This window comes from Phycicoccus ginsengisoli (genome assembly GCF_054779295.1).
The window spans coordinates 43,560-66,488 of sequence record NZ_BAAGYN010000007.1; the positions used below are offsets into that span (position 1 = coordinate 43,560).

General features: G+C 74.2%; 21 protein-coding genes. All 21 read left to right on the forward strand.

The genetic code is table 11. The features are described 5' to 3' along the window. Positions 1-104 precede the first annotated feature (104 nt). The 21 genes from pyrR to ACYVDO_RS13125 all read left to right on the forward strand — a co-directional run bounded on the left by pyrR (position 105) and on the right by ACYVDO_RS13125 (position 22,881). On the forward strand, positions 105-746 hold the full coding sequence (gene pyrR, locus ACYVDO_RS13025; RefSeq protein ID WP_460936510.1) for a bifunctional pyr operon transcriptional regulator/uracil phosphoribosyltransferase PyrR: 642 nt from the start codon (positions 105-107) through the stop codon (positions 744-746). Next, positions 743-1,753 (forward strand): aspartate carbamoyltransferase catalytic subunit, encoded by a 1,011-nt coding sequence (locus tag ACYVDO_RS13030; RefSeq protein ID WP_460936512.1) that lies wholly within the window; start codon positions 743-745, stop codon positions 1,751-1,753. Before pyrR ends, ACYVDO_RS13030 begins: the two co-directional genes overlap by 4 nt. Then, positions 1,753-3,042, forward strand: a complete 1,290-nt coding sequence (locus tag ACYVDO_RS13035) for a dihydroorotase (protein ID WP_460936514.1) — start codon at positions 1,753-1,755, stop codon at positions 3,040-3,042. Before ACYVDO_RS13030 ends, ACYVDO_RS13035 begins: the two co-directional genes overlap by 1 nt. Continuing rightward, positions 3,039-3,812 (forward strand): PH-like domain-containing protein, encoded by a 774-nt coding sequence (locus tag ACYVDO_RS13040; RefSeq protein WP_460936516.1) that lies wholly within the window; start codon positions 3,039-3,041, stop codon positions 3,810-3,812. The genes ACYVDO_RS13035 and ACYVDO_RS13040 overlap by 4 nt, the downstream gene beginning before the upstream one ends. Beyond that, positions 3,809-5,011 (forward strand): glutamine-hydrolyzing carbamoyl-phosphate synthase small subunit, encoded by a 1,203-nt coding sequence (gene carA / locus ACYVDO_RS13045; protein ID WP_460936518.1) that lies wholly within the window; start codon positions 3,809-3,811, stop codon positions 5,009-5,011. Before ACYVDO_RS13040 ends, carA begins: the two co-directional genes overlap by 4 nt. Continuing rightward, positions 5,008-8,313, forward strand: a complete 3,306-nt coding sequence (carB, locus tag ACYVDO_RS13050; RefSeq protein ID WP_460936520.1) for a carbamoyl-phosphate synthase large subunit — start codon at positions 5,008-5,010, stop codon at positions 8,311-8,313. Before carA ends, carB begins: the two co-directional genes overlap by 4 nt. Beyond that, on the forward strand, positions 8,310-9,212 hold the full coding sequence (locus ACYVDO_RS13055; RefSeq protein ID WP_460936522.1) for a dihydroorotate dehydrogenase electron transfer subunit: 903 nt from the start codon (positions 8,310-8,312) through the stop codon (positions 9,210-9,212). Before carB ends, ACYVDO_RS13055 begins: the two co-directional genes overlap by 4 nt. Continuing rightward, complete coding sequence (locus tag ACYVDO_RS13060) at positions 9,212-10,192, forward strand: dihydroorotate dehydrogenase (protein WP_460936524.1); 981 nt, start codon at positions 9,212-9,214, stop codon at positions 10,190-10,192. Before ACYVDO_RS13055 ends, ACYVDO_RS13060 begins: the two co-directional genes overlap by 1 nt. A 1-nt stretch (position 10,193) precedes the next feature. Further along, a complete protein-coding gene (gene pyrF, locus ACYVDO_RS13065; protein ID WP_460936526.1) occupies positions 10,194-11,057 on the forward strand; it encodes an orotidine-5'-phosphate decarboxylase in 864 nt (287 codons plus the stop codon). Positions 11,058-11,181: 124 nt separating this feature from the next. Continuing rightward, positions 11,182-11,499, forward strand: coding sequence for an integration host factor, actinobacterial type (mihF, locus tag ACYVDO_RS13070; RefSeq protein WP_179420118.1), 318 nt, complete (start codon positions 11,182-11,184; stop codon positions 11,497-11,499). Then, on the forward strand, positions 11,496-12,080 hold the full coding sequence (gene gmk, locus ACYVDO_RS13075; RefSeq protein WP_460936529.1) for a guanylate kinase: 585 nt from the start codon (positions 11,496-11,498) through the stop codon (positions 12,078-12,080). The genes mihF and gmk overlap by 4 nt, the downstream gene beginning before the upstream one ends. A gap of 53 nt (positions 12,081-12,133) precedes the next feature. Continuing rightward, positions 12,134-12,397, forward strand: coding sequence for a DNA-directed RNA polymerase subunit omega (gene rpoZ, locus ACYVDO_RS13080; RefSeq protein ID WP_460936531.1), 264 nt, complete (start codon positions 12,134-12,136; stop codon positions 12,395-12,397). 40 nt (positions 12,398-12,437) lie between these two features. After that, positions 12,438-13,772: a bifunctional phosphopantothenoylcysteine decarboxylase/phosphopantothenate synthase gene (locus tag ACYVDO_RS13085; RefSeq protein WP_460936533.1), complete on the forward strand. Its 1,335-nt coding sequence runs from the start codon at positions 12,438-12,440 to the stop codon at positions 13,770-13,772. A 77-nt stretch (positions 13,773-13,849) separates the two neighbouring features. Next, positions 13,850-15,070: a methionine adenosyltransferase gene (metK, locus tag ACYVDO_RS13090; RefSeq protein WP_460936535.1), complete on the forward strand. Its 1,221-nt coding sequence runs from the start codon at positions 13,850-13,852 to the stop codon at positions 15,068-15,070. 158 nt (positions 15,071-15,228) lie between these two features. Next, a complete protein-coding gene (locus ACYVDO_RS13095) occupies positions 15,229-17,292 on the forward strand; it encodes a primosomal protein N' (protein ID WP_460936537.1) in 2,064 nt (687 codons plus the stop codon). A gap of 204 nt (positions 17,293-17,496) precedes the next feature. Continuing rightward, a complete protein-coding gene (locus tag ACYVDO_RS13100) occupies positions 17,497-18,564 on the forward strand; it encodes an alpha/beta hydrolase (RefSeq protein WP_460936539.1) in 1,068 nt (355 codons plus the stop codon). 104 nt (positions 18,565-18,668) lie between these two features. Then, positions 18,669-19,313, forward strand: a complete 645-nt coding sequence (locus ACYVDO_RS13105; RefSeq protein WP_460936542.1) for an HAD family hydrolase — start codon at positions 18,669-18,671, stop codon at positions 19,311-19,313. 10 nt (positions 19,314-19,323) lie between these two features. After that, positions 19,324-19,869 carry a peptide deformylase gene (gene def / locus ACYVDO_RS13110; protein ID WP_460936544.1) on the forward strand — a complete coding sequence of 182 codons (546 nt, stop codon included), beginning with the start codon at positions 19,324-19,326 and terminating at the stop codon, positions 19,867-19,869. Next, a complete protein-coding gene (gene fmt / locus ACYVDO_RS13115; protein WP_460936546.1) occupies positions 19,869-20,804 on the forward strand; it encodes a methionyl-tRNA formyltransferase in 936 nt (311 codons plus the stop codon). Before def ends, fmt begins: the two co-directional genes overlap by 1 nt. Beyond that, complete coding sequence (locus tag ACYVDO_RS13120) at positions 20,797-22,296, forward strand: RsmB/NOP family class I SAM-dependent RNA methyltransferase (protein ID WP_460936548.1); 1,500 nt, start codon at positions 20,797-20,799, stop codon at positions 22,294-22,296. Before fmt ends, ACYVDO_RS13120 begins: the two co-directional genes overlap by 8 nt. A 75-nt stretch (positions 22,297-22,371) precedes the next feature. Next, positions 22,372-22,881, forward strand: a complete 510-nt coding sequence (locus ACYVDO_RS13125; RefSeq protein WP_460936550.1) for a GNAT family N-acetyltransferase — start codon at positions 22,372-22,374, stop codon at positions 22,879-22,881. The last annotated feature ends 48 nt before the right edge of the window (positions 22,882-22,929 follow it).

Below are 22,929 nucleotides of genomic sequence, written 5' to 3' on the forward strand. Positions count from 1 at the left end.
TGGGCCGCGTCGCACCTTCACGGGTCGACCCGTTACAGTGGCTCCCGACCGACATCCTTTAACGACCTGTCCAGTGAGGCAGGGAAGGAGGTCCAGGCGCCGTCATGCGTCCAGACTCAGCTGTACCCGCCGAGGTCGAGCCCACCGCTCCCGCCGGCTCCGCCACCCCCACCACGGTCCCCGGCACCGCCGTGACCGCCACCGACGAGCGCTCGGTCATGAGCGCTGCCGACGTGTCCCGGGTGCTGCGCCGCGTCGCCCACGAGATCCTCGAGCGCAACAAGGGCGCTGCCGACCTCGTCGTCCTCGGCATCCCCACCCGGGGCGTGGCCCTGGCCCGCCGCCTCGCCGCGCTGATCGAGGAGGTCGAAGGCGTCCCGGTCGCGGTCGGGGCCCTCGACGTCACGATGCACCGCGACGACCTGCGCCGGCAGCCCACGCGCAGCCCCATGCACACCGACATCCCGGCCTCCGGGATCGACGACAAGGTCGTGGTCCTCGTCGACGACGTGCTCTACTCCGGCCGCACCGTCCGGGCCGCTCTCGACGCCCTCTCGGACCTCGGCCGGCCGCGCGTCGTCCGGCTGGCCGTCCTCGTCGACCGCGGTCACCGCGAGCTGCCGATCCGCGCCGACCACGTGGGCAAGAACCTGCCGACCTCGAGCAGCGAGAAGGTGCGGGTGCGGCTGGCCGAGCCCGACGGGGTCGAGGACCAGGTCACCATCGCCGGAGGGGAGCCCCGATGAGCACCGCCGTGACCGGCCTCGGCCACCCCGTGGCGTCGGGCGCCCCGACCCCGGCGCGACCGCGCCGGCACCTGCTGTCCTCCGCGGACCTGAGCCGTGAGCAGGTGCGCGAGCTGCTCGACACCGCGGCCGAGATGCACGCCGTGCAGAAGCGCGAGGTCAAGAAGCTGCCCACCCTGCGCGGCCGCACGGTGGTGAACCTCTTCTTCGAGGACTCCACCCGCACCCGCAGCAGCTTCGAGATCGCCGGCAAGTGGCTCTCGGCCGACGTCATCAACATCAGCGGCAAGGGCTCCTCGACCTCCAAGGGCGAGTCCCTGCGCGACACGGTGATGACGGTGGCGGCCATGGGCGTCGACGCCGTCGTCATCCGGCACTCCGCCAGCGGCGCCGCCCACCAGGTCAGCCAGTGGATCGACGCGCACGTCGTCAACGCCGGGGACGGCACCCACGAGCACCCCACCCAGGCGCTGCTCGACGCGTACACGATGGAGCACCGGCTCGGGGACCTCGAGGGGCGGCACGTCGTCATCGTCGGCGACCTCACCCACTCCCGCGTGGTGCGCTCGAACCTCATCACCCTGCGGACCCTGGGGGCCAGGGTCACCCTCGTCGCCCCGCCGACGCTCATGCCGAGCGGCATCACGGCCTGGTCGGAGCGCGACGGGTTCGCCCTGGAGAACGACCTCGACGCCGTGCTGCCCACCGCCGACGCGGTGATGATGCTGCGGGTCCAGCGCGAGCGGATGAGCGGCGGGTTCTTCCCGACGGCCCGCGAGTACACCGTCGGCTACGGCCTCACCCGGGCGCGGCTCGACGCGCTCGTCGCCGCCAACCCGGACGCCGTCATCTGCCACCCGGGACCCATGAACCGAGGGCTGGAGATCGGCGCAGACGCTGCGGACGCCGCCCAGAGCCTCGTGCTCGACCAGGTCAGTGCGGGGGTGGCGGTGCGGATGTCGGTGCTCTACCACTTGTTGGCCGGCAACGAAGGAGAGGACGCCTGATGCCCGCGCTGCTCGTGACCGGGGCCGACCTGCTCGGCCGGGGCGCCCAGGACCTGCTCGTCGAGGACGGCGTGGTGACCCAGGTCGGCTCGATCCGCTCGGCCAAGGGCGCGGACGTCCTCGACGCCGACGGGCTGGTGGCCCTGCCGGGCCTGGTCGACCTGCACACGCACCTGCGCGAACCCGGCCGGGAGGACGCCGAGACGATCGCGTCCGGGTCGGCCGCCGCGGCCGTGGGCGGCTACACCGCCGTCCTCGCCATGGCCAACACCACACCGGTGACGGACACGGCCGAGGCGGCGGAGCGCGTCCTCGACCTGGGGCGGGTTGCCGGCCTGGTCGACGTGGTCCCGGTGGGCGCGGTCACCAAGGGTCTCGCCGGTGAGGAGCTCGCCGAGCTGGGCCTCATGCACCGCTCCCGGGCCGGCGTGCGCGTCTTCTCCGACGACGGGCACTGCGTGGCGGACCCGCGGGTGATGCGCCGGGCGCTGGAGTACGTCCGGGCGTTCGGCGGCGTGGTCTCCCAGCACGCGCAGGACCCCCACCTGGCCGGCGGCCAGGCCTGTGCCCACGAGGGCGAGCTGTCGGGTCGGCTGGGGCTGCCGGGCTGGCCCGGCATCGCCGAGGAGAGCATCGTCGCCCGTGACGTCATGCTGGCGCGGCACACCGGCTCGCGCGTCCACGTCGCGCACGTGTCCACCGCCGGGACGGTGGAGGTCGTCCGGTGGGCCAAGGCGCGGGGCATCGACGTCACCGCCGAGGTGACGCCGCACCACCTGCTGCTGACCACCGACCTGCTCGCCGGGTACGACCCGGTCTACAAGGTGAACCCGCCGCTGCGCCCGCAGGAGGACGTCGACGCCCTGCGGGCCGCGCTCGCGGACGGCACCATCGACGCCGTCGCCACGGACCACGCCCCGCACGCCCGGCACGACAAGGAGCATGCCTTCGTCGACGCGGCGTTCGGCATGCTCGGCCTCGAGACGGCCCTGTCCGTGGTGGCCGACGTCATGGTGGGTCCGGGGCTGCTCGACTGGGCCGGCGTGGCCCGGGTCATGTCGACGGCCCCGGCCCGGATTGCCGGCCTCTCCGGGCACGGCCGGCCGCTCGAGACCGGGTCGCCCGCGAACCTCACCCTCGTCGACCCGAGCGCCGAGGTGACCGTCGACCGCAGTGCCTCGCTCTCCCTGTCGCGCAACAACCCCTGGCACGGCCGCACCTTCCGGGGGGCCGTCCACGCCACCGTCCTGCGAGGCCGGGTCACCGCGCAGAAGGGGGCCCTCGCGTGACGCGACTGCAGGCAGTGGGTCTCATGCTCGTGGCCCTCGGGCTCATCTACGCCCTCCTGTATACCGCGTGGTTGCGCAAGAGCCGGCGCAACGCCTCGGCGGCCATCGCCGTGGAGCGCCACCGGTCGCAGGACGGTGCCGCGCCGGCGCCGGCCCTGAGGGAGGACCGCAGCCACGCGGTCGTCGTCGAGGGCACCTACGTGAGCACCACGACCGCCGAGAGCCGGCTCGAGCGGGTGGCCGTCGAGGGTCTGGGCAACCGGTCCCGAGCGACCCTCACCGTCGACCGCGGGAACCCCGACCAGCTCGTGCGCATCGACCGGCAGGGGGAGTCGACCGTGGTCGTGCCCCGCTCACGGTTGCTCAGCGTGCGCCGCGACCGGGGGATGGCCGGCAAGTTCGTCGGTGCCAACCGGCTGGTCGTCCTGCAGTGGCGGGCCGACGACGGGGCCGTGTACGAGACCGGCTTCCACCCGCGGTACCGCGCCGACGTCGACCGCGTCGAGTCGGCCCTGTGGTGGCACAGCGGCGGCTCCGAGCGGGCGGAGGGGCAGCCGACCGACGGCCCCTCCGACACCGGCACGAGCACCGACGCCGACACGAGCGCTGACAGCGAGACCGCCGCGGGCACCGGCACCGAGACCGCGGCGAGCACCGACACCGAGACCGCGGCGAGCACCGACACCGAGACCGCGGCGAGCACCGCCACCGACACGAGCACCGACACCGGGCACGAGCCCACCGCACCCGAAGGAGGGACCACCCGATGAGCGTGGCCGCACAGCTGGACCTCGACCGCGACGACGCCGTGCTCGTGCTCGAGGACGGGCGCGTCTTCCGCGGTGAGGCCTACGGCGCGACCGGCGCCACCGTCGGGGAGGCGGTGTTCTCCACCGGCATGACCGGCTACCAGGAGACGCTGACGGACCCCAGCTACCACCGCCAGGTCGTCGTGATGACGGCCCCGCACGTCGGGAACACCGGGGTCAACGACGTGGACCCCGAGTCGCGCCGCATCTGGGTGGCCGGCTACGTCGTGCGCGACCCCGCCCTGCGCCCGTCCAACTGGCGCTCGCAGCAGTCGCTCGAGGACGACCTCGAGGCCCAGGGCGTGGTCGGCATCAGCGGCATCGACACGCGCGCCCTGACCCGGCACCTGCGCGAGCGCGGCGCCATGCGGGTCGGGATCTTCTCGGGGGCCCGGGCGTCCGAGCCGGTCGAGTCACTCGTCGCCGAGGTCGTGTCCGCGCCGCTGATGCAGGGCGCGGCCCTTGCGGCCGAGGTCACCACACGCGAGCCGTACGTCGTGCCGGCGGTGGGGGAGAAGCGGTTCACCGTCGCCGCGGTCGACCTCGGCATCAAGTCGATGACGCCGGCCCTCATGGCGCAGCACGGCATCGAGGTGCACGTGCTGCCGGCGACCACGACGTTCGAGCAGGTGCGCCGGGTCGGGGGTGAGCACGGTCCCGACGGCGTGTTCTTCTCCAACGGTCCCGGCGACCCGGCCACGGCCGACGCCGAGGTCGGGGTGCTGCGCCAGGTCCTCGACGCGCGGATCCCGTTCTTCGGCATCTGCTTCGGCAACCAGCTGCTCGGCCGGGCACTCGGCTTCGGCACCTACAAGCTCAAGTACGGCCACCGCGGCATCAACCAGCCGGTCATGGACCGGTCGACGCGCAAGGTCGAGGTGACGGCGCACAACCACGGCTTCGCGGTCGACGCGCCGCTCGAGCCCGAGGGCGTCCCGGCGCCCAGCGACGCTGCCGACGGCACGGCATACGGCCGGGTGCGGGTCTCGCACGTGTGCCTCAACGACGACGTCGTCGAGGGCCTGGAGTGCCTCGACCTGCCCGCGTACTCGGTGCAGTACCACCCCGAGGCCGCGGCCGGCCCCCACGACGCGGCCTACCTGTTCGACCGGTTCATCTCCCTCATGCAGGGCAACAAGGAGAAGGGACACCGCGCGTGAGCAAGCGCGACGACATCAAGAGCGTCCTGGTGATCGGCTCCGGGCCGATCGTCATCGGGCAGGCGTGCGAGTTCGACTACTCCGGGACGCAGGCCTGCCGGGTGCTGCGCGAGGAGGGCATCAGGGTCGTCCTGGTCAACTCCAACCCGGCCACGATCATGACCGACCCGGAGTTCGCCGACGCGACCTACGTCGAGCCGATCACCCCCGAGATCGTCGAGGCGATCATCGCCCGGGAGCGCCCGGACGCGGTGCTCGCGACCCTCGGTGGGCAGACCGCCCTCAACTGCGCCATCGCCCTGCACGAGGCGGGGGTGCTCGAGAAGTACAACTGCCCGCTGATCGGCGCCAACGTCGAGGCGATCCAGCTCGGCGAGGACCGGGAGAAGTTCAAGGGCGTCGTCGAGCGCTGCGGCGGCGAGTCCGCGCGCTCGATGATCTGCCACAGCATGGACGAGCTGCTCGCGGCCGCCGACGACCTCGGCTACCCGGTCGTCGTCCGGCCGTCGTTCACGATGGGCGGCCTCGGCTCGGGCTTCGCCTACGACGAGACCGACCTGCGCCGCATCGGCGGCGCGGGCCTGCAGTACAGCCCCGTGACCGAGGTGCTCCTCGAGGAGTCGATCCTCGGGTGGAAGGAGTACGAGCTCGAGGTCATGCGCGACCACGCCGACAACGTCGTGGTCGTCTGCTCGATCGAGAACCTCGACCCCATGGGCGTCCACACGGGTGACTCGATCACCGTGGCGCCCGCGCTCACGCTCACCGACCGCGAGTACCAGCGGCTGCGCGACCTCGGCATCGCGATCATCCGCGAGGTCGGCGTCGACACCGGCGGCTGCAACATCCAGTTCGCCGTCAACCCCGACGACGGTCGCATCATCGTGATCGAGATGAACCCGCGCGTCTCGCGCTCCTCGGCCCTGGCGTCGAAGGCGACCGGCTTCCCGATCGCCAAGATCGCCGCGAAGATGGCGATCGGCTACACCCTCGACGAGGTGCCCAACGACATCACCCGCGAGACGCCGGCCAGCTTCGAGCCGACCCTCGACTACGTCGTGGTCAAGGTGCCGCGGTTTGCGTTCGAGAAGTTCCCCGCCGCCGACCCGACCCTCACCACGACGATGAAGTCGGTCGGTGAGGCGATGGCCATCGGCCGCAACTTCACCGAGGCGTTGCAGAAGGCGCTGCGCTCCGCCGAGCGCAAGGACAGCACGTTCCACTGGGACGGCCCGACGCCGAGCGAGGAGCAGGCCCGCACCCTGCTGCACATCGCGAAGACGCCCACCGACGGGCGCCTGGTCACCGTGCAGCAGGCCCTGCGCGGCGGCCTCTCGGTCGAGGAGGTGCACGACGAGACGGGCATCGACCCCTGGTTCCTCGACCAGGTCGCGCTCGTCAACGCCCTCGCCGAGCGCATCGCCGCCGCCCCTGAGCTCAGCCCCAGGCTGCTGCGGCTGGCCAAGCGGCACGGCTTCAGCGACGGCCAGCTGGCCTCGCTGCGCGGTATGCCGGAGGCGGTCGTCCGTGGGGTGCGCCAGGCACTCGGGGTGCGCCCGGTCTACAAGACGGTCGACACGTGCGCCGCGGAGTTCGCGGCGCAGACGCCGTACCACTACTCGTCCTACGACGAGGAGACCGAGGTGGAGCCGCGCGAGAAGCCGGCCGTGATCATCCTCGGCAGCGGCCCGAACCGGATCGGCCAGGGCGTCGAGTTCGACTACTCCTGCGTGCACGCCAGCTTCGCCCTGCGCGACGCCGGCTACGACACCGTGATGGTCAACTGCAACCCCGAGACCGTCTCCACCGACTACGACACGAGCAGCCGGCTCTACTTCGAGCCGCTCACCCTCGAGGACGTGCTCGAGGTCGTCCACGCCGAACAGCAGGCCGGCCCGGTGGCCGGTGTCATCGTCCAGCTCGGCGGCCAGACGCCGCTCGGCCTGGCCAAGGCGCTCAAGGAGGCGGGCGTGCCGATCGTCGGCACCAGCCCGGAGGCCATCGACCTCGCCGAGGACCGCGGGGCGTTCGGCCGCGTGCTCGCCGAGGCGAACCTGCCCGCACCGCGGCACGGCACGGCATACAGCGCGACCGAGGCGGTCGCGGTCGCGCAGGAGATCGGGTACCCCGTCCTGGTGCGGCCCTCGTACGTCCTCGGCGGTCGCGGCATGGAGATCGTCTACGACGACGACACCCTGGCGACCTACGTCACCCGCGCGACCGTCGCGAGCCCGGAGCACCCGGTGCTCGTCGACCGGTTCCTCGACGACGCGATCGAGATCGACGTCGACGCGCTCTACGACGGCACCGAGATGTACCTCGGCGGGATCATGGAGCACATCGAGGAAGCCGGCATCCACTCCGGCGACTCGGCCTGCACGCTGCCGCCGGTGACGCTCGGCGTGGCCGAGCTCGAGCGGGTGCGCGAGGCGACGCTGCGGCTTGCCGAGGGCATCGGCGTGCGCGGCCTCATGAACGTGCAGTTCGCCCTCGCGCAGGACGTGCTCTACGTCCTGGAGGCCAACCCGCGCGCGTCGCGGACGGTGCCGTTCGTGGCGAAGGCGACCGGTGTGCCGGTGGCCAAGGCCGCCGCCCGGGTCATGCTCGGCGCGACGATCAAGGAGCTGCGCGAGGAGGGGCTGCTGCCCGCCCACGGCGACGGCGGGTCGATGCCGAGCCACGCGCCGGTCGCGGTCAAGGAGGCGGTGCTGCCGTTCAAGCGGTTCCGCACCCGTGACGGCCAGGTCGTCGACAGCCTGCTCGGGCCGGAGATGCGCTCCACGGGTGAGGTCATGGGGATCGACGACGACTTCGGCACGGCGTTCGCCAAGGGGATGCTCGCCGCCGGGTCGGGCCTGCCCCGCTCGGGCAAGGTGTTCGTCTCCGTCGCCAACCGCGACAAGCGGGCGATGATCTTCCCGGTCAAGCGGCTCGCCGACCTCGGCTTCACGATCGTGGCCACCACGGGCACCGCGGATGTCCTGCGGCGCAACGGGATCGCGTCCGAGGTGGTGCACAAGGTGAGCGAGCGCGACGAGACCGAGCAGTCGATCGTCGACCTCATCCTCGCGGGCGAGATCGCCATGGTGGTCAACACGCCCAGCGGCCCCAACGCGCGCGCCGACGGCTACGCGATCCGCGCCGCGACGACCTCGATGGACAAGCCGATCGTCACCACCGTCCAGGAGCTCGCGGCCGCGGTGCAGGGCATCGAGGCCCAGCTGCGGGGCGAGTACCGCGTCAAGCCGCTCCAGGAGCACGCGCGCGACCTCGACCTGTATGCCGTGGAGGCTCGCCGGTGAGCGACGTCGCCCAGGACACCTCGGTCGCCGGGGACACCCCGGTCGTGCAGGGCACGGGGCGGCTGGTCTCGAACGACGTCGTCGGTGCGTACCACCGCCTGTCGTTCGAGGTGCCGGGGCTGGCGGAGCACGCCCGGCCGGGCCACTTCGTCGCCCTGGCCGTCGGTGGCCCGACGAGCGCGAACCTCCTGCGCCGCTGCTTCTCCCTCCACCGCGCCGACCCGGCGACCGACACGGTCGACGTCGTCATCTCGCCAGTCGGCGCCGGCACCGAGTGGCTGGCCGCGTTGCGCCCCGGAGACGAGGTCGACGTGATCGGCCCGCTCGGTCGCGAGTTCCCCGTGCCTCACGAGCCCGTCGGCTGCGTCCTGGTCGGCGGCGGCTACGGCAGCGCGCCCCTCGCCTGGCTGGCGCGGTCGCTGCGCGCGCAGGGCTGCCACGTCGAGGTGGTCCTCGGCGCCGCGACGGCGTCGAAGCTGTTCGGGGTGCAGGAGGCCCGCGAGGTTTCCGACGGTGTCACCGTGACGACGGACGACGGGTCCGAGGGGACCCGCGGCTGGGTCTCCGACGTGCTGCCCGAGACGATCCGCCGCGCGGGCGGGGGCGGGAACGTCTACGGATGTGGCCCGATGGGGATGCTGCGCTCGATCACCGACGTGGCGGCCGCCGAGGGCGCCACGGCCCACGTCGCCGTCGAGGAGTCGATGGCGTGCGGCGTCGGCGTCTGCATGACCTGCGTCATGCCGGTGGTGGGTGACGACGGGCGGACCCGGATGGTGCGCTCGTGCGTCGAGGGCCCGGTGTTCCGCGGCGACCGGGTGCGCTGGGACGCGTTCTCGGACGGTCTGTGCCGGGTGCCCGACGACGCCGTCGGGGCGCCGGGGACGGGAGGCCACTGATGACCACCACCACCACCCCGGCCACCACGGTCGACCTGTCGGTGGACCTCGCCGGCATGCGGCTGCCCAGCCCGATGATGACGGCCTCCGGCTGCGCGGCCAACGGCAAGGAGCTCGCCCGCTTCTTCGACCTGCGTGAGCTCGGTGCCTTCGTCACCAAGTCGGTCATGGCCGACCCCCGGTCCGGTCGCGGCACGCCGCGGATGGCCGAGACGCCGTCGGGCATGCTCAACTCGATCGGCCTGCAGGGCCCGGGCATCACGGCCTTCGTCGAGCAGGACCTGGCCTGGCTGCACGAGGCCGGTGCCCGGGTGCTGGTCTCGATCGCCGGTGGCACGAGCGCCGAGTTCGCCGACGTGGCGGGCCGGCTGGCCGCGAGCGAGGCGTTCGCCGCAGTCGTCGGCGTCGAGGTCAACATCTCCTGCCCCAACGTCGCCAACCGCGGCCTCGTCTTCGCCTGCGACCCGGCCGCCTCGGCCGACGTCGTCTCGCAGGTGCGCCCGCAGCTGCCGCCGGAGGTGCCGATCTTCGCCAAGCTGACCCCGGACGTCACCGACATCGTGACGGTCGCGCAGGCGGCGGTCGAGGCCGGGGCCGACGGGCTCACCATGATCAACACCCTGCTCGGCATGGTGATCGACACCGACCTGCTGCGACCCCAGGTCGCCGGCGTGACCGGTGGCCTGTCGGGCCCGGCGGTCCGCCCGGTGGCCGTGCGCGCGATCTGGCAGACCCGGGCCGCCATGCGGGCGGGCCGGCTCCCGACCGTGCCGATCATCGGCGTCGGGGGAGTTCGGACCGGGCGCGACGCCCTCGAGCTCGTCGCGGCGGGCGCGTCGGCCGTCCAGGTCGGCACCGCCGCGTTCAACGACCCCAGCGCGCCGGTCCGGGTCGGCCGCGAGCTGCGCGAGCTGCTGCAGGAGAAGGGCTTCGGCCGGCTGACGGACGTCGTCGGGATCGCCCACGAGAGGATGGCGTGACATGAGCGGGACCAGCGAGGCCGGCTTCGGCCAGCGGCTCCGGGCCGCCACGCAGACCCACGGACCGCTGTGCGCGGGCATCGACCCCCACCGCGCGCTGGTCGAGTCCTGGGGCCTGGAGTACGACCTCGAGGGCCTGACCCGGTTCACGGAGACCTGCGTCGAGGCCTTCGGCGGCCACGTGGCCGTGGTCAAGCCGCAGTCGGCGTTCTTCGAGGTCTTCGGCTCCGCCGGGGTCGCCGTCCTCGAGCGGGCCACGCGGGCCCTGCAGGAGGCCGGCACCCTGGTCCTCGTGGACGCCAAGCGCGGCGACATCGGCAGCACGATGGCGGCCTACGCCGAGGCGTTCCTCGGCAAGGACGCCGTGGCGCCCGGGGACGCCGTGACCCTGAGCCCGTTCCTCGGGTTCGAGTCGCTGCGCCCCGCCCTCGACCTGGCCGCCCAGACCGGTCGCGGGGTCTTCGTCCTGGCGCTCACGTCCAACCCCGAGGGCCGGACGGTCCAGCACGCCCGGCTGGGCGGGACGAGCGTCGCGGAGGGCATCGTTCGCAGCGCTGCCGCCGAGAACGCCGCAGCGGGGGAGCGGGGCGAGCTCGGCAGCGTGGGGCTGGTCGTGGGCGCCACGGTCGGCACGGCCGTCCAGGAGCTCCAGCTCGACCTGGCCGCCGTCAACGGGCCCCTCCTGGCGCCCGGCGTGGGCGCCCAGGGCGGCACGGGCGAGGACCTGCGACGGGTCTTCGGGGACGCCCTGCCCGACGTGCTTCCCGCCAGCAGCCGCGAGGTGCTGTCGGCCGGCCCCGACGTGGCCGCGCTGCGCGACCGGGTGCGCTCGACGAGCGAGACGATGGCCTCCCTGCTGCGCTGACCGCGCAACGGCGCCGCCCCGGCGCCCTCGGGCGAGAAGAGTCGCCCGGCGGTTGCTACAGTCGGAGCCAGCCCCCCAACCCCGACCCACGTGCACCCGCACGTCCGCACAAGGAGACGCAGCCGTGGCCCTTCCCCCGTTGACGCCGGAGCAGCGAGCTGCCGCCCTGGAGAAGGCTGCGGTCGCCCGACGCGAGCGTGCCGCGGTCAAGAACCGCCTCAAGTACGCCCAGGGGTCCCTCAAGGAGGTCATCGCCGACGGCAAGGCCAACGAGGTCGTCGGCAAGATGAAGGTCTCCGCCCTGCTCGAGTCGATGCCGGGCGTCGGCCGGGTGCGCGCCCGCCAGATCATGGAGGAGGTCGGCATCTCCGAGAGCCGTCGCGTCCGCGGTCTCGGGGCCAACCAGATCTCCGCGCTGCTCACCCGCTTCGACGAGGCGTGAGCGGGCCGCTCCCAGCGGACTCCGGGCGAGCGCACCGCCTCGTCGTGCTGGCCGGCCCCACCGCGGTCGGCAAGGGCACGGTCTCGGCCTACGTGCGCGACCACTTCCCGGACGTCTGGCTGAGCGTCTCGGCGACCACGCGCAGCCCCCGGCCCGGGGAGCAGGACGGCGTCCACTACCACTTCGTCGGGGCGGAGGAGTTCGCCCGCATGCAGCGCGACGGTGAGCTGCTCGAGTCGGCCGTCGTCCACGGCCGCAACTCCTACGGCACCCCCCGCCGGCCGGTCGAGGAGGCGCTCGCCTCCCACCGCATGGCGCTGCTCGAGATCGACCTCCAGGGCGCCCGCCAGGTGCGCCGGACGATGCCCGAGGCGTTGTTCGTCTTCCTGGCCCCCCCGAGCTGGGAGGAGCTGGTGCGCCGGCTCGTCGGCCGGGGCACCGAGGACGAGGAGGAGCGCACCCGCCGGCTCGAGACCGCCAAGGTCGAGATGGCGGCCGAGAAGGAGTTCGACGTCACCATCGTCAACGACGACGTTCGTCGGGCAGCCGAAGAACTCGTATCATTGATGCGAACGCACTGACGAGCTGTCCCGCGACAGCGCACGCAACCGACTACAGAGATGTGAGCCCCCCCGTGTCCGGAACCGTCGCCAACCCCATCGGCATCACCAACCCGCCGATCGACGACCTCCTCACCAAGGCCGACTCCAAGTACGCCCTGGTCATCTACTCGGCCAAGCGCGCGCGCCAGATCAACGCGTACTACAGCCAGCTCCAGGAGGGCCTGCTCGAGTACGTCGGGCCGCTCGTCGACAGCCAGGTGCACGAGAAGCCCATGTCCATCGCGCTGCGCGAGATCAACCAGGGACTGGTCACCTCCGAGCCGATCGAGGCCTGAGCCACACCCCTCCTCGGCACCTCGACGCAGGGAGTCCTCGATGGCGCGGATCGTCCTCGGTGTCAGTGGCGGCATCGCGGCCTACAAGGCGTGCTCGCTGCTGCGGCTGCTCACCGAGTCCGGGCACGACGTCACCGTGGTCCCGACCGCGTCGGCGCTGCAGTTCGTCGGCGCCCCCACGTGGGAGGCGCTGTCGGGCAAGCCGGTGCACACCGACGTGTGGTCCGGCGTCCACGAGGTCCCGCACGTCCGCCTGGGCAAGCAGGCGGACCTCGTCGTCGTGGCCCCCGCGACCGCGGACCTGCTCGCCAAGGCGGCGCACGGCCTGGCCGGTGACCTGCTCACCAACGTCCTGCTCACGGCGCGCTGCCCGGTCGTGATGGCGCCGGCCATGCACACCGAGATGTGGGAGCACCCGGCCACGCAGGCCAACGTCGAGACGCTCACCGAGCGCGGGGTGCACGTCGTCCCGCCGGCCAGTGGGCGGCTCACCGGCGCCGACACCGGTCCCGGCCGGCTTCCCGAGCCCGAGGACCTGTATGCCGTCTGCGCCCGGCTCCTCGCGCACGGGCACCCGGGTGCTCCGACCCACCCGCCCGCTGCGGCGCGGACCGACATCGCAGTGCCCGCCGACGAGTCGGCGCACGCGAGCCGCTCGGCCGCCACGCCCGCCGACGAGCACGGGCTCGAGGGCCGTCGGGTCGTCGTGAGTGCCGGTGGCACCCGTGAGCCGCTGGACCCGGTCCGCTTCCTCGGCAACCGCAGCTCCGGCAAGCAGGGCTACGCCCTCGCCCGGGTGGCGGCCCGGCGTGGCGCCGACGTCGTGCTGGTGGCCGCGAACACCGCCCTGCCGGCCCCCGACGGCGTCACTGTCGTCCCGGTGCAGACCGCCCTCGAGCTCCAGGACGCGGTGCTCGACGCGTCCCGGGACGCCGACGTCGTGGTGATGGCCGCGGCGGTGGCCGACTTCCGGCCCGCGCGCTACGCCGAGGCGAAGATCAAGAAGGGCCACGGCACCGGCCCGGACGGCGGACCGGACGAGGCGGCCCCGACCATCGAGCTGGTCCGCAACCCCGACATCCTGGCGCGGCTGGTCCGCGACCGGGGCGACGACGCCAGCCCGGTCGTCGTGGGGTTCGCCGCGGAGACGGGCGACGCGGAGGGGAGCGTCCTCGAGCACGGGCGCGACAAGCTGGTCCGCAAGGGCTGTGACCTGTTGGTGGTCAACGAGGTCGGTGCCGACAAGACCTTCGGGCACGACGACAACACCGTGCACATCCTGCGCCAGGGCAGCGGCCACGTCGTCGACGCCGGGCCCGCCTCCAAGGAGGAGGTTGCCGCCGCGGTCTGGGACGCCGTGCAGGAGATCCTGTAGCCGCGACTACACTCGCGGGGGTCGTCGGCACACCGGGCCGGCGCTGCCAGCACCGTCGTCGTCCCAAGGAGACCTGAGTGTCCGCACGCCTGTTCACGTCCGAGTCCGTCACGGAGGGTCACCCGGACAAGATCTGCGACCAGATCTCCGACTCGATCCTCGACGCCATGCTCGACCAGGACCCGCACAGCCGGGTGGCCGTCGAGACCATGGTCACCACCGGGCTCGTGCACGTCGCCGGCGAGGTGACGACCGAGGCGTACGTCGAGATCCCCCGGATCGTGCGCGAGACGGTCCTCGGCATCGGCTACGACTCCTCGACCAAGGGCTTCGACGGCGCGTCGTGCGGCGTCGAGGTGTCGATCGGGCAGCAGAGCCCCGACATCGCCCAGGGCGTCGACACGGCCTACGAGAACCGCACGGGGGGCGTCGACCCGCGGGACAAGCAGGGCGCGGGCGACCAGGGCCTGATGTTCGGGTACGCCTGCGAGGACACCCCCGAGCTCATGCCGCTGCCCATCTTCCTGGCGCACCGCCTCTCGGAGCGGCTGACCGCCGTGCGCAAGAGCGGCGAGGTGCCCTACCTGCGGCCCGACGGCAAGACCCAGGTCACCATCGAGTACGACGGCGACCGCGCGGTGCGCCTCGACACCGTTGTCCTGTCGACGCAGCACGCCGCCGACGTCTCCCTCGACGACCTGCTGGGCCCGGACATCGAGCACTACGTCATCAAGCCGGTGCTGGGCGAGCTCGCCGACCACGGCACCGAGCTGGACACGTCCGGGTACCGCTCGCTCATCAACCCCACCGGCCGCTTCGAGATCGGTGGCCCGATGGGTGACGCTGGGCTCACCGGCCGCAAGATCATCGTCGACACCTACGGCGGCATGGCCCGCCACGGGGGCGGCGCCTTCTCCGGCAAGGACCCGTCGAAGGTCGACCGCTCCGCCGCCTACGCCATGCGCTGGGTCGCCAAGAACGTCGTCGCCGCGGGCCTGGCCCGCCGCTGCGAGGTCCAGGTCGCCTACGCCATCGGCAAGGCGCAGCCGGTGGGCCTGTACGTCGAGACGTTCGGCACCGAGACCGAGCCCGTGGACACGATCCAGCGCGCGATCTCGACCGTCTTCGACCTGCGCCCCGCCGCGATCGTCGAGGACCTCGACCTGCTGCGGCCGATCTACAAGCCGACGGCGGCGTACGGCCACTTCGGCCGCACCCACTTCGACGGGCTGTCCAACCCGTTCACCTGGGAGCACACCAACCGGGTCGAGGCGCTGCAGAAGGCCGTCAAGGGCTGAGGCCGCCGCACCTGGCGGCGGTGCGGCCCCGCCGTGGCCGACGAGCTGCCCACGAGGCGCGCACGAGGCGCGCACGAGGCGCGCACGCGCCCCACGAGAGCCGACCCGGCCGACACCTTCCCCGCAGGGTTGTCGGCCGGGTCGACTAGTTTTCCGGTGTGTCCGAACCGGGAGCAGGGGAGCAGCTGGCGCTGATCCGCTCCGCCCTGCCCAAGACCCCGCGGGTGCGCCCGGAGCAGGAGGCAGCGGCCACGGACCCGGTCGCCGCCGTGGTCGTCGACACCGGGCTGGCGCACCTCGACCGGCCGTTCGAGTACCTCGTCCCCGAGTCCATGACCGCGACCGCCGTCCCGGGTGCCCGGGTCAAGGTCCGGTTCGCCGGCCAGGACCTCGACGGCTTCGTCCTCGAGCGCCGGGCCGAGGCGGAGCACACCGGTCGGCTCGCCCCGGTGCGCCGCGTGGTGTCGCCCGAGCCGGTCCTCACGCCCGCGCTGCTGGCGCTCTGCCGGGCCGTGGCCGCCCGGTACGCCGGGACGCTCGGCGACGTGCTGCGGCTGGCCGTGCCCCCGCGCCACGCAGCCGCCGAGAAGGCCCTCGCCGAGCTGGCGCCGGAGCCCGACCCGCTGCCCGAGGCGCCCGACCACGTGCCCTCGTGGAGCCGGTATGCCGGGGGCCCCGCGTTCCTGAGCCGGCTCGCCTCGGGCGAGTCCCCGGCCGCCTCCCTGCTCGCGCTGCCGCCGCGCACGCCCGACGAGGACTGGCCGGCGGCGCTGGCCGCCGCCGCGGCCGCGACCCTCGCCGGCGGCCGGGGCAGCGTCATCGTCGTCCCCGACCACCGCGACGTGCGGCGGGTGGACACCGCCCTCACCGCCGTGCTCGGGAAGGGCCGTCACGTGCGGCTGACCGCCGACCAGGGCCCCCAGGCCCGCTACACCGCGTGGCTCAAGGTGCTCCGCGGCCACGTCTCGGTCGTCGTCGGCACCCGCGCCGCCGCGTTCGCCCCGGTCCGGTCGCCGGGGCTCGTGGCCTGGTGGGACGACGGCGACGACCTGCTCGACGAGCCCCGGGCGCCCTACCCGCACGCGCGCGAGGTGCTGCTGGCGCGGGCCGCGCTGGAGGGGACGGCAGTCCTCAGCGCCGGGTTCACGCGCAGCGTGGCCGTCCAGCGGCTCGTCGAGGCCGACGCCCTCCGGACCGTCGCGGCGGCGTCCGTGCGTGGGGCCGTGCCCAGCGTGCGGGTGGCCGGAGAGGGCCTCGACGTCGAGCGGGACCCCGCCGCTACCAGCGCCCACCTGCCGTCCGTCGCCTGGCGCACCGCCAAGGCTGCCCTGGACTCCGGGCCCGTGCTCGTGCAGGTGCCCCGTCGCGGCTACCTGCCGTCGCTCGCCTGCCAGACCTGCCGTGCCCCGGTCCGGTGCCGCCACTGCGGTGGCCCGGTCGCCCAGTCAGCGCGCGGTGCCGAGCCGGCCTGCCGCTGGTGCGGGCGCGGGGTGGGCCGGTTCGAGTGCCGCGAGTGCGGTGGCCGGGAGCTGCGCTCCTCGGTCGTGGGGGCTCGGCGCACCGCCGAGGAGCTGGGCCGCGCCTTCCCCGGCGTGCCGGTGCACACCTCTGGCGCCGGGGCGGTGCTCGACACCGTGGCCGCCACGCCCGCCCTGGTCATCGCCACGCCCGGCGCCGAACCCGTCGCCGAGGGTGGGTACGCCGCCTGCCTCCTGCTCGACGCCTGGGCCTCGCTCGACCGGGCGACCCTCGACGCCGCCGAGGAGGCCCTGCGCCGCTGGCTGGGTGCGGCCGGCCTGACCCGCGGCGCAGCCGACGGTGGACAGGTGGTCCTGTGCGGCGCCCCGACCCACACGACGCTGCCGGTGGTCGAGGCGCTGGTGCGCTGGGACCCCGCGTGGTTCGCCGGCCGCGAGCTCGCGGACCGTGCGGCCCTGCACCTGCCGCCGACGGTGGCGCTGGTCGCGGTCACCGGCGAGCGCCGGGCGGTGCGCGCGGCCGTCGACCAGGCTGACCTGGCCCGGTTCGGCATCGCGGACGTCGTCGAGCAGCTCGGCCCGCTGTCGGTCGGCGAGGACGAGGTGCGGGTGCTGCTGCGCGCGCCGCTGGACCGGGCACCGGCGCTGGCGGAGGCGCTCGCCGGGGTCCGCGCCGTCCGCAGCGCCCGCAAGGAGGCGGCCGGGCTCCAGATCCGGGTCGACCCGCCGGACCTCGCCGGCTGACTGGCACCGCGCGAATCTTCGCCCACGATTCGCCAGGCTGGTGAAGGTTCGCCAGCAGCGCGAATCTTCGCCCACGATTGCCAGGCTGGGGAGAGAGTCCGGCGTGGGGCGGTCCCGGCCCGAGGCGTCACGGCACACCCCGGGAGGCCGGGGATGTCGGCGGCCCACATGGCGTCGCCGGAGGCGGGTGCCTAGCGTGCGGCCATGAGCGTGCGCACCGTCGCGAACGGCATCGACCAGAACGTCCTCGTGTGGGGCCCGGAGGACGGCGTCCCGCTGCTGCTCGTCCACGGCAACTGCTCCTCGGCCGCCTTCTGGGAGCCGTTCGTCCGCGACCGGCTCGGCGGCGACGACGGCCCGTGGCGGGTCGTCGCGCCGGACCTGCGCGGCTACGGCGACAGCCAGATGGCGCCGGTCGACGCGACCCGGGGCCTGCGCGACTTCGCCGACGACGTGGCGGCGCTCCTCGACGTCGAGGGGCTCTTCGCACCGGGCAGCCGGCCGCTCGTCGCGGCGCACTCGATGGGTTGCGGCGTGCTGATGCAGCTCGCCGTCGACCACCCCGGCCGGGTAGCGGGACTGCTGCTGGAGTCGCCGCTGTCCCCGTACGGCTTCGGCGGCACCCGCGACCTGACGGGCACGCCGACCACCGCCGACTTCGCCGGGACCGGTGGTGGCGCCGTGAACCCGGACTTCGTCGCCCGGCTCGCCGCCAAGGACCGGTCCGGCGACGGGCCGACGACCCCGCGAGCGGTGATGCTGTCGGCCTACGTGGCAGACCCCGCAGCGTTCGGGGCCGACGAGGAGGCCATGCTCGACACCGTGCTGTCGACGGCGGTGGGGGAGGACAACTACCCCGGCGACGCCGCGGCGAGCGAGCACTGGCCGGCGACGGGTCCCGGCAGGCGCGGGGTGACCAACGCGATGTCGCCCCGCTGGTTCTCCGTGGCCGACGAGCTGGTCGCGCTCGACCCCAAGCCTCCCGTGGAGTGGGTGCGGGGCACCGCCGACGTCATCGTGTCCGACACCTCGCTGTTCGACCTGGCGTACCTCGGCCGGCTCGGCGCCGTCCCGGGGTGGCCCGGTGAGCAGGAGTGCCCGCCGCAGCCGATGGTCGGGCAGACCAGGGCCGTGCTCGAGCGGTATGCCGCGGCCGGGGGCTCGTTCACCGAGACCGCGCTCGAGGGGTGCGGTCACTCGCCCCACCTCGAGCGGCCGGCCGAGGTGCTGGCGGCCCTCGAGCGGCTGCGCGACGCGGCCCGGCCCGGGTGACGCGCCCGCGCCGGACTGACGCGACGCCCCAAGGCTGACGCGACGCGCCCGGCCCGGCCCGGCATACCCGCGAAGGCACCCCGCCCTGCGGTTACGGTGGGCCGGTGACCACCCGGCCCACCGTCGTCTTCGACCTCGGCAACGTCCTCATCTCCTGGGACCCGCACCCGGCGATCGCCGCTGCCGTCGGCCCCGACCGGGCCAGCGCGTTCCTCACGGGCGACTTCGGCTTCGCCGCGTGGAACCACGCCCAGGACGCCGGCCGCTCGTGGGACGACGGTGAGACGGCGGCCCTCGCCACCCACCCCCACCTCGCCGAGGAGATCCGCGCCTACCGGACCCACTTCGACCTCTCGATGGTCGGCCCGGTCGAGGGGTCGGTGACGATCCTGCGCACCCTGGCCGACCACGGGGTGCGCCTGCTCGCCCTGACCAACTGGTCGGCCGAGCTGTTCCCGCGCGCGCTCGAGCGGTTCGACTTCCTCTCGCTGTTCGAGCACATCACTGTCTCGGGGCGCATCTCGCTGGCCAAGCCGGACCCCGGGGTCTTCCACCGGCTCGCGGCGGACGCGCCCGTCGACCTGCTGGGCACGGTCTTCGTCGACGACAGCCCGGCCAACGTGGAGGCGGCTGCCTCGGTGGGCATGGACGCGATCCCGTTCACCACCCCCGCCCAGCTGGCACGCGACCTGGCGCTGCGCGGGCTGCCCGTCCCGGGGCCGGCGGAGCTGGGGGAGCAGCGCACCTAGACTGGCCGGCGTGCCGATCCAGAACATCCGCCTCTTCGGCGACCCGGTGCTGCGCACGCCCGCGGCCCCCGTCGTCGACTTCGACCGCGAGCTGCGCCAGCTGGTCAAGGACCTGACCGACACGATGATGGACGCCCCGGGCGCCGGGCTGGCGGCTCCGCAGATCGGGGTCGGCCTGCGGGTGTTCACCTACTGGGTCGACGGCGAGCTCGGACACCTCGTCAACCCGGACCTCGACCTCTCCGCCGAGCTGCAGGACGGTGACGAGGGCTGCCTGTCCTTCCCCGGCCTGCGGTTCGAGACCCCACGGGCGCTGCGCACCGTCGCCAAGGGCTTCAACCAGTTCGGCGAGCCCGTCGTCGTCGAGGGGTCCGAGCTGATGGCCCGGTGCCTGCAGCACGAGACCGACCACCTCGACGGCATCCTGTTCATCGACCGGATGGACCGCGAGCAGCGCAAGGCCGCGATGAAGGCGATCCGGGAGGCGGAGTGGGCCGGCGCCCCGGCGCCCCCGGTGCGGGCGAGCCCGCACGCGACCTTCGGCCGGGCCCTGTGATGCGGCTCGTCTTCGCCGGCACCCCCGAGGTGGCGCTGCCCTCGCTCGACGCCCTGGTCGCGTCCCCGCACGAGGTGGTCGCCGTCGTGACGCGCCCCGACGCCCCCTCCGGCCGCGGCCGCACCCTGCACCCCTCACCCGTGCGGCAGCGCGCGGAGGAGCTCGGGATCGAGGTCCTCACGCCCCAGCGCCCCCGCGACGAGGACTTCCTCGCCCGGCTGCGCGAGATCGGGCCCGACGCCTGCCCGGTCGTCGCCTACGGCGCCCTGGTGCCCCAGGTCGCGCTGGACATCCCGGCCCACGGCTGGGTCAACCTGCACTTCTCGCTCCTGCCCGCGTGGCGCGGAGCGGCCCCGGTGCAGCACGCCGTCATGGCCGGCGACGAGGTCACCGGCGCGTCGACCTTCCGGCTCGAGGCCGGCCTCGACACCGGCCCGGTCTACGGCGTCATGACCGAGACGATCCGTCCGACCGACACCGCGGGCGACCTGCTCGGGCGCCTCGCCGAGGGGGGCGCCGGCCTGCTCGTCGCGACCATGGACGGCATCGCGGACGGCTCGCTGACTCCCGTGCCCCAGTCCGCGGAGGGGGTCTCGCTGGCCCCGAAGATCGAGGTGGCCGACGCCGAGGTCCGGTGGGACCGTCCCGCCACCGCCGTCGACCGGCTGGTGCGCGGCTGCACGCCGGCGCCCGGGGCGTGGACGACCTTCCGCGGCGAACGGCTCAAGCTGTCGCCCGTCACGGTCGACGGCGCGTATGCCGGGGAGCCGCTGGCGCCGGGGCAACTCGCCGCCGGGAAGCGCGAGGTCCACGTGGGCACCGCGGCGGGCGTCGTGCGCCTCGGCGCGGTACGCCCCCACGGCAAGAAGGAGATGTCCGCGGCCGACTGGGCGCGCGGCGTCCGGATCGAGGCGGGGGAGCGGCTCGGTGGCTGAGCAGCGGCCCGACGGCGCCTCGGGCGGGGGCAGGCGCCCGCACCGGTCACCCCAGCGCTCGCGGCAGCGCCCCAGCGAGCGGGGGCGCACGAGCGATCCCCAGCGGCTCGCGGCATACACCGTCCTGCGCTCGGTGGCGGACGGCGCGTACGCCAACCTCGAGCTGCCCGCGGTCCTGCGCGACCGGCGGATCTCGGGCCGGGACGCCGCCTTCACGACCGAGCTGGTCTACGGGGCGGTGCGGATGCACGGCTTCTACGACCCGGTGGTCGCCGTCGCGGCGGGCCGACCGCTCAGCAAGGTCGACCCGGGCGTGCTCGACACCCTGCGTCTGGGGGCGCACCAGCTCCTGGGGATGCGCGTGCCCGCGCACGCCGCGGTGGCCGAGACGGTCGCGTTGGCGCGCAAGGTCAACGGAGCCGGGGCCGCCGGCTTCGTCAACGCCGTGCTGCGCCGCGTGAGCGAACGCGACCGCGACGCCTGGCTGGCCGAGGTCGTGCCGCACGGCGACCTCACGGCCCGGCTCGCGGTCGAGCAGTCGCACCCGGAGTGGGTGGTCAAGGCGATGCGGGCAGCACTGCTGGGCCACGGGGCAGCCACGCCGGACACCGTCGACGCCCGGCTCACCGCCCTCGTCACGGCGGACAACGACCCGCCCAAGGTGTCCCTGGTCGCTCGACCCGGGCTGTGCAGTGTCGCCGAGCTCGTCGAGGCGGGGGCCGAGGCGTCGTCGCTCTCGCCGGTCGGTGCGGTGCTTCCCGGGGGCGACCCGGGCGGCATCCGGGCAGTCCGCGAGGGGCGCGCGGCCGTGCAGGACGAGGGCTCGCAGCTGGTCGCGCTCGCACTCGCTGCGGTCCCCGTCGAGGTCCCCGGCACCGAGCGCTGGCTGGACCTGTGCGCCGGACCCGGGGGCAAGGCCGGTCTGCTGGCCGCCCTCGCGGTGCAGGCGGGGGCCGACCTCGTCGCGAACGAGGTGAGCCCGCACCGGGCCGACCTCGTGCGCCAGACCCTGCGCCCCGCGCTGGAGCGCGCCTCGGCGGCCGGTCGCGTGCTCGAGGTCCGCACCGGCGACGGTCGTACCGTCGGTGAGGACGAGCCGGGCAGCTACGCCCGCGTCCTCGTGGACGCGCCCTGCACCGGCCTGGGTGCGCTGCGCCGGCGGCCCGAGGCGCGGTGGCGCCGGACGCCGGCCGACCTCGCCGCGCTGGGCTCCCTGCAGCGCGAGCTGCTGGCCTCCGCCATCGACGCCACGGCGCCGGGCGGGGTCGTCGCCTACGCCACGTGCAGTCCCCACCTGGCCGAGACCCAGTTCGTCGTCAGCGACGTGCTGAAGCGCCGGGACGACGTCGAGCAGCTCGAGGCGCGCGACTTCCTGCGCGACGCCGCCGGCCAGCCTGTCGCCGTGCCCGGGGCCGGCCCGAGCGCCCAGCTGTGGCCGCACGTGCACGGCACCGACGGCATGTTCCTGGCGCTGCTGCGCAAGCGCGCCTGAGGTGGGGCGGAGCAGCTGCTCCGAGCTGGGCCGCAGACGGCGCGCGGGACTCGGTTGCGGCGCTAGGGTCGCCCCATGGGGGCGGCACCCGTGGTCCGGGAGATGCGTCGCTCCGACGCGGCCTCGCTCGGCGCCATGCACCACCGGGCCTGGGTCGACACGTACGGTGCCGTGCTGCGACCCGGCTACTTCGAGGACTGGACCGTGGCCGACGCGGTGGCCACGTGGGAACGGGTGCTGGAGGGGCCCGTCCAGTCCGGCGTCGTCCGGCGGGTGGCCGTCGAGGCGCAGGAGGTGGTCGGCTTCTCCGCCGCCGGGCCGGCGCGCGCCGTCGAGGCGCGTCCGGCAGCGGTGCGCCGGACCGAGCTGTGGGGGCTCTACGTGGCGAGGAGCTGGCTCGGGAGCGGCCTCGGGCAGACACTGCTCGACGCCGTCCTGCCGGCGACCCAGGCGGCCGAGCTGTGGGTGTTCGAGGCCAACACGAGGGCTCGCGCGTTCTACCGTCGCAACAGGTTCGACCCCGACGGTGCCACGTTCACCGACCTGCGGTTCCCCGAGCTGGTCGAGGTGCGCCTGGTGCGGTGAGCGGGACCGGGCAGCGCATGGTCCGGGCTCGGGACCCCGGTCGCGCCG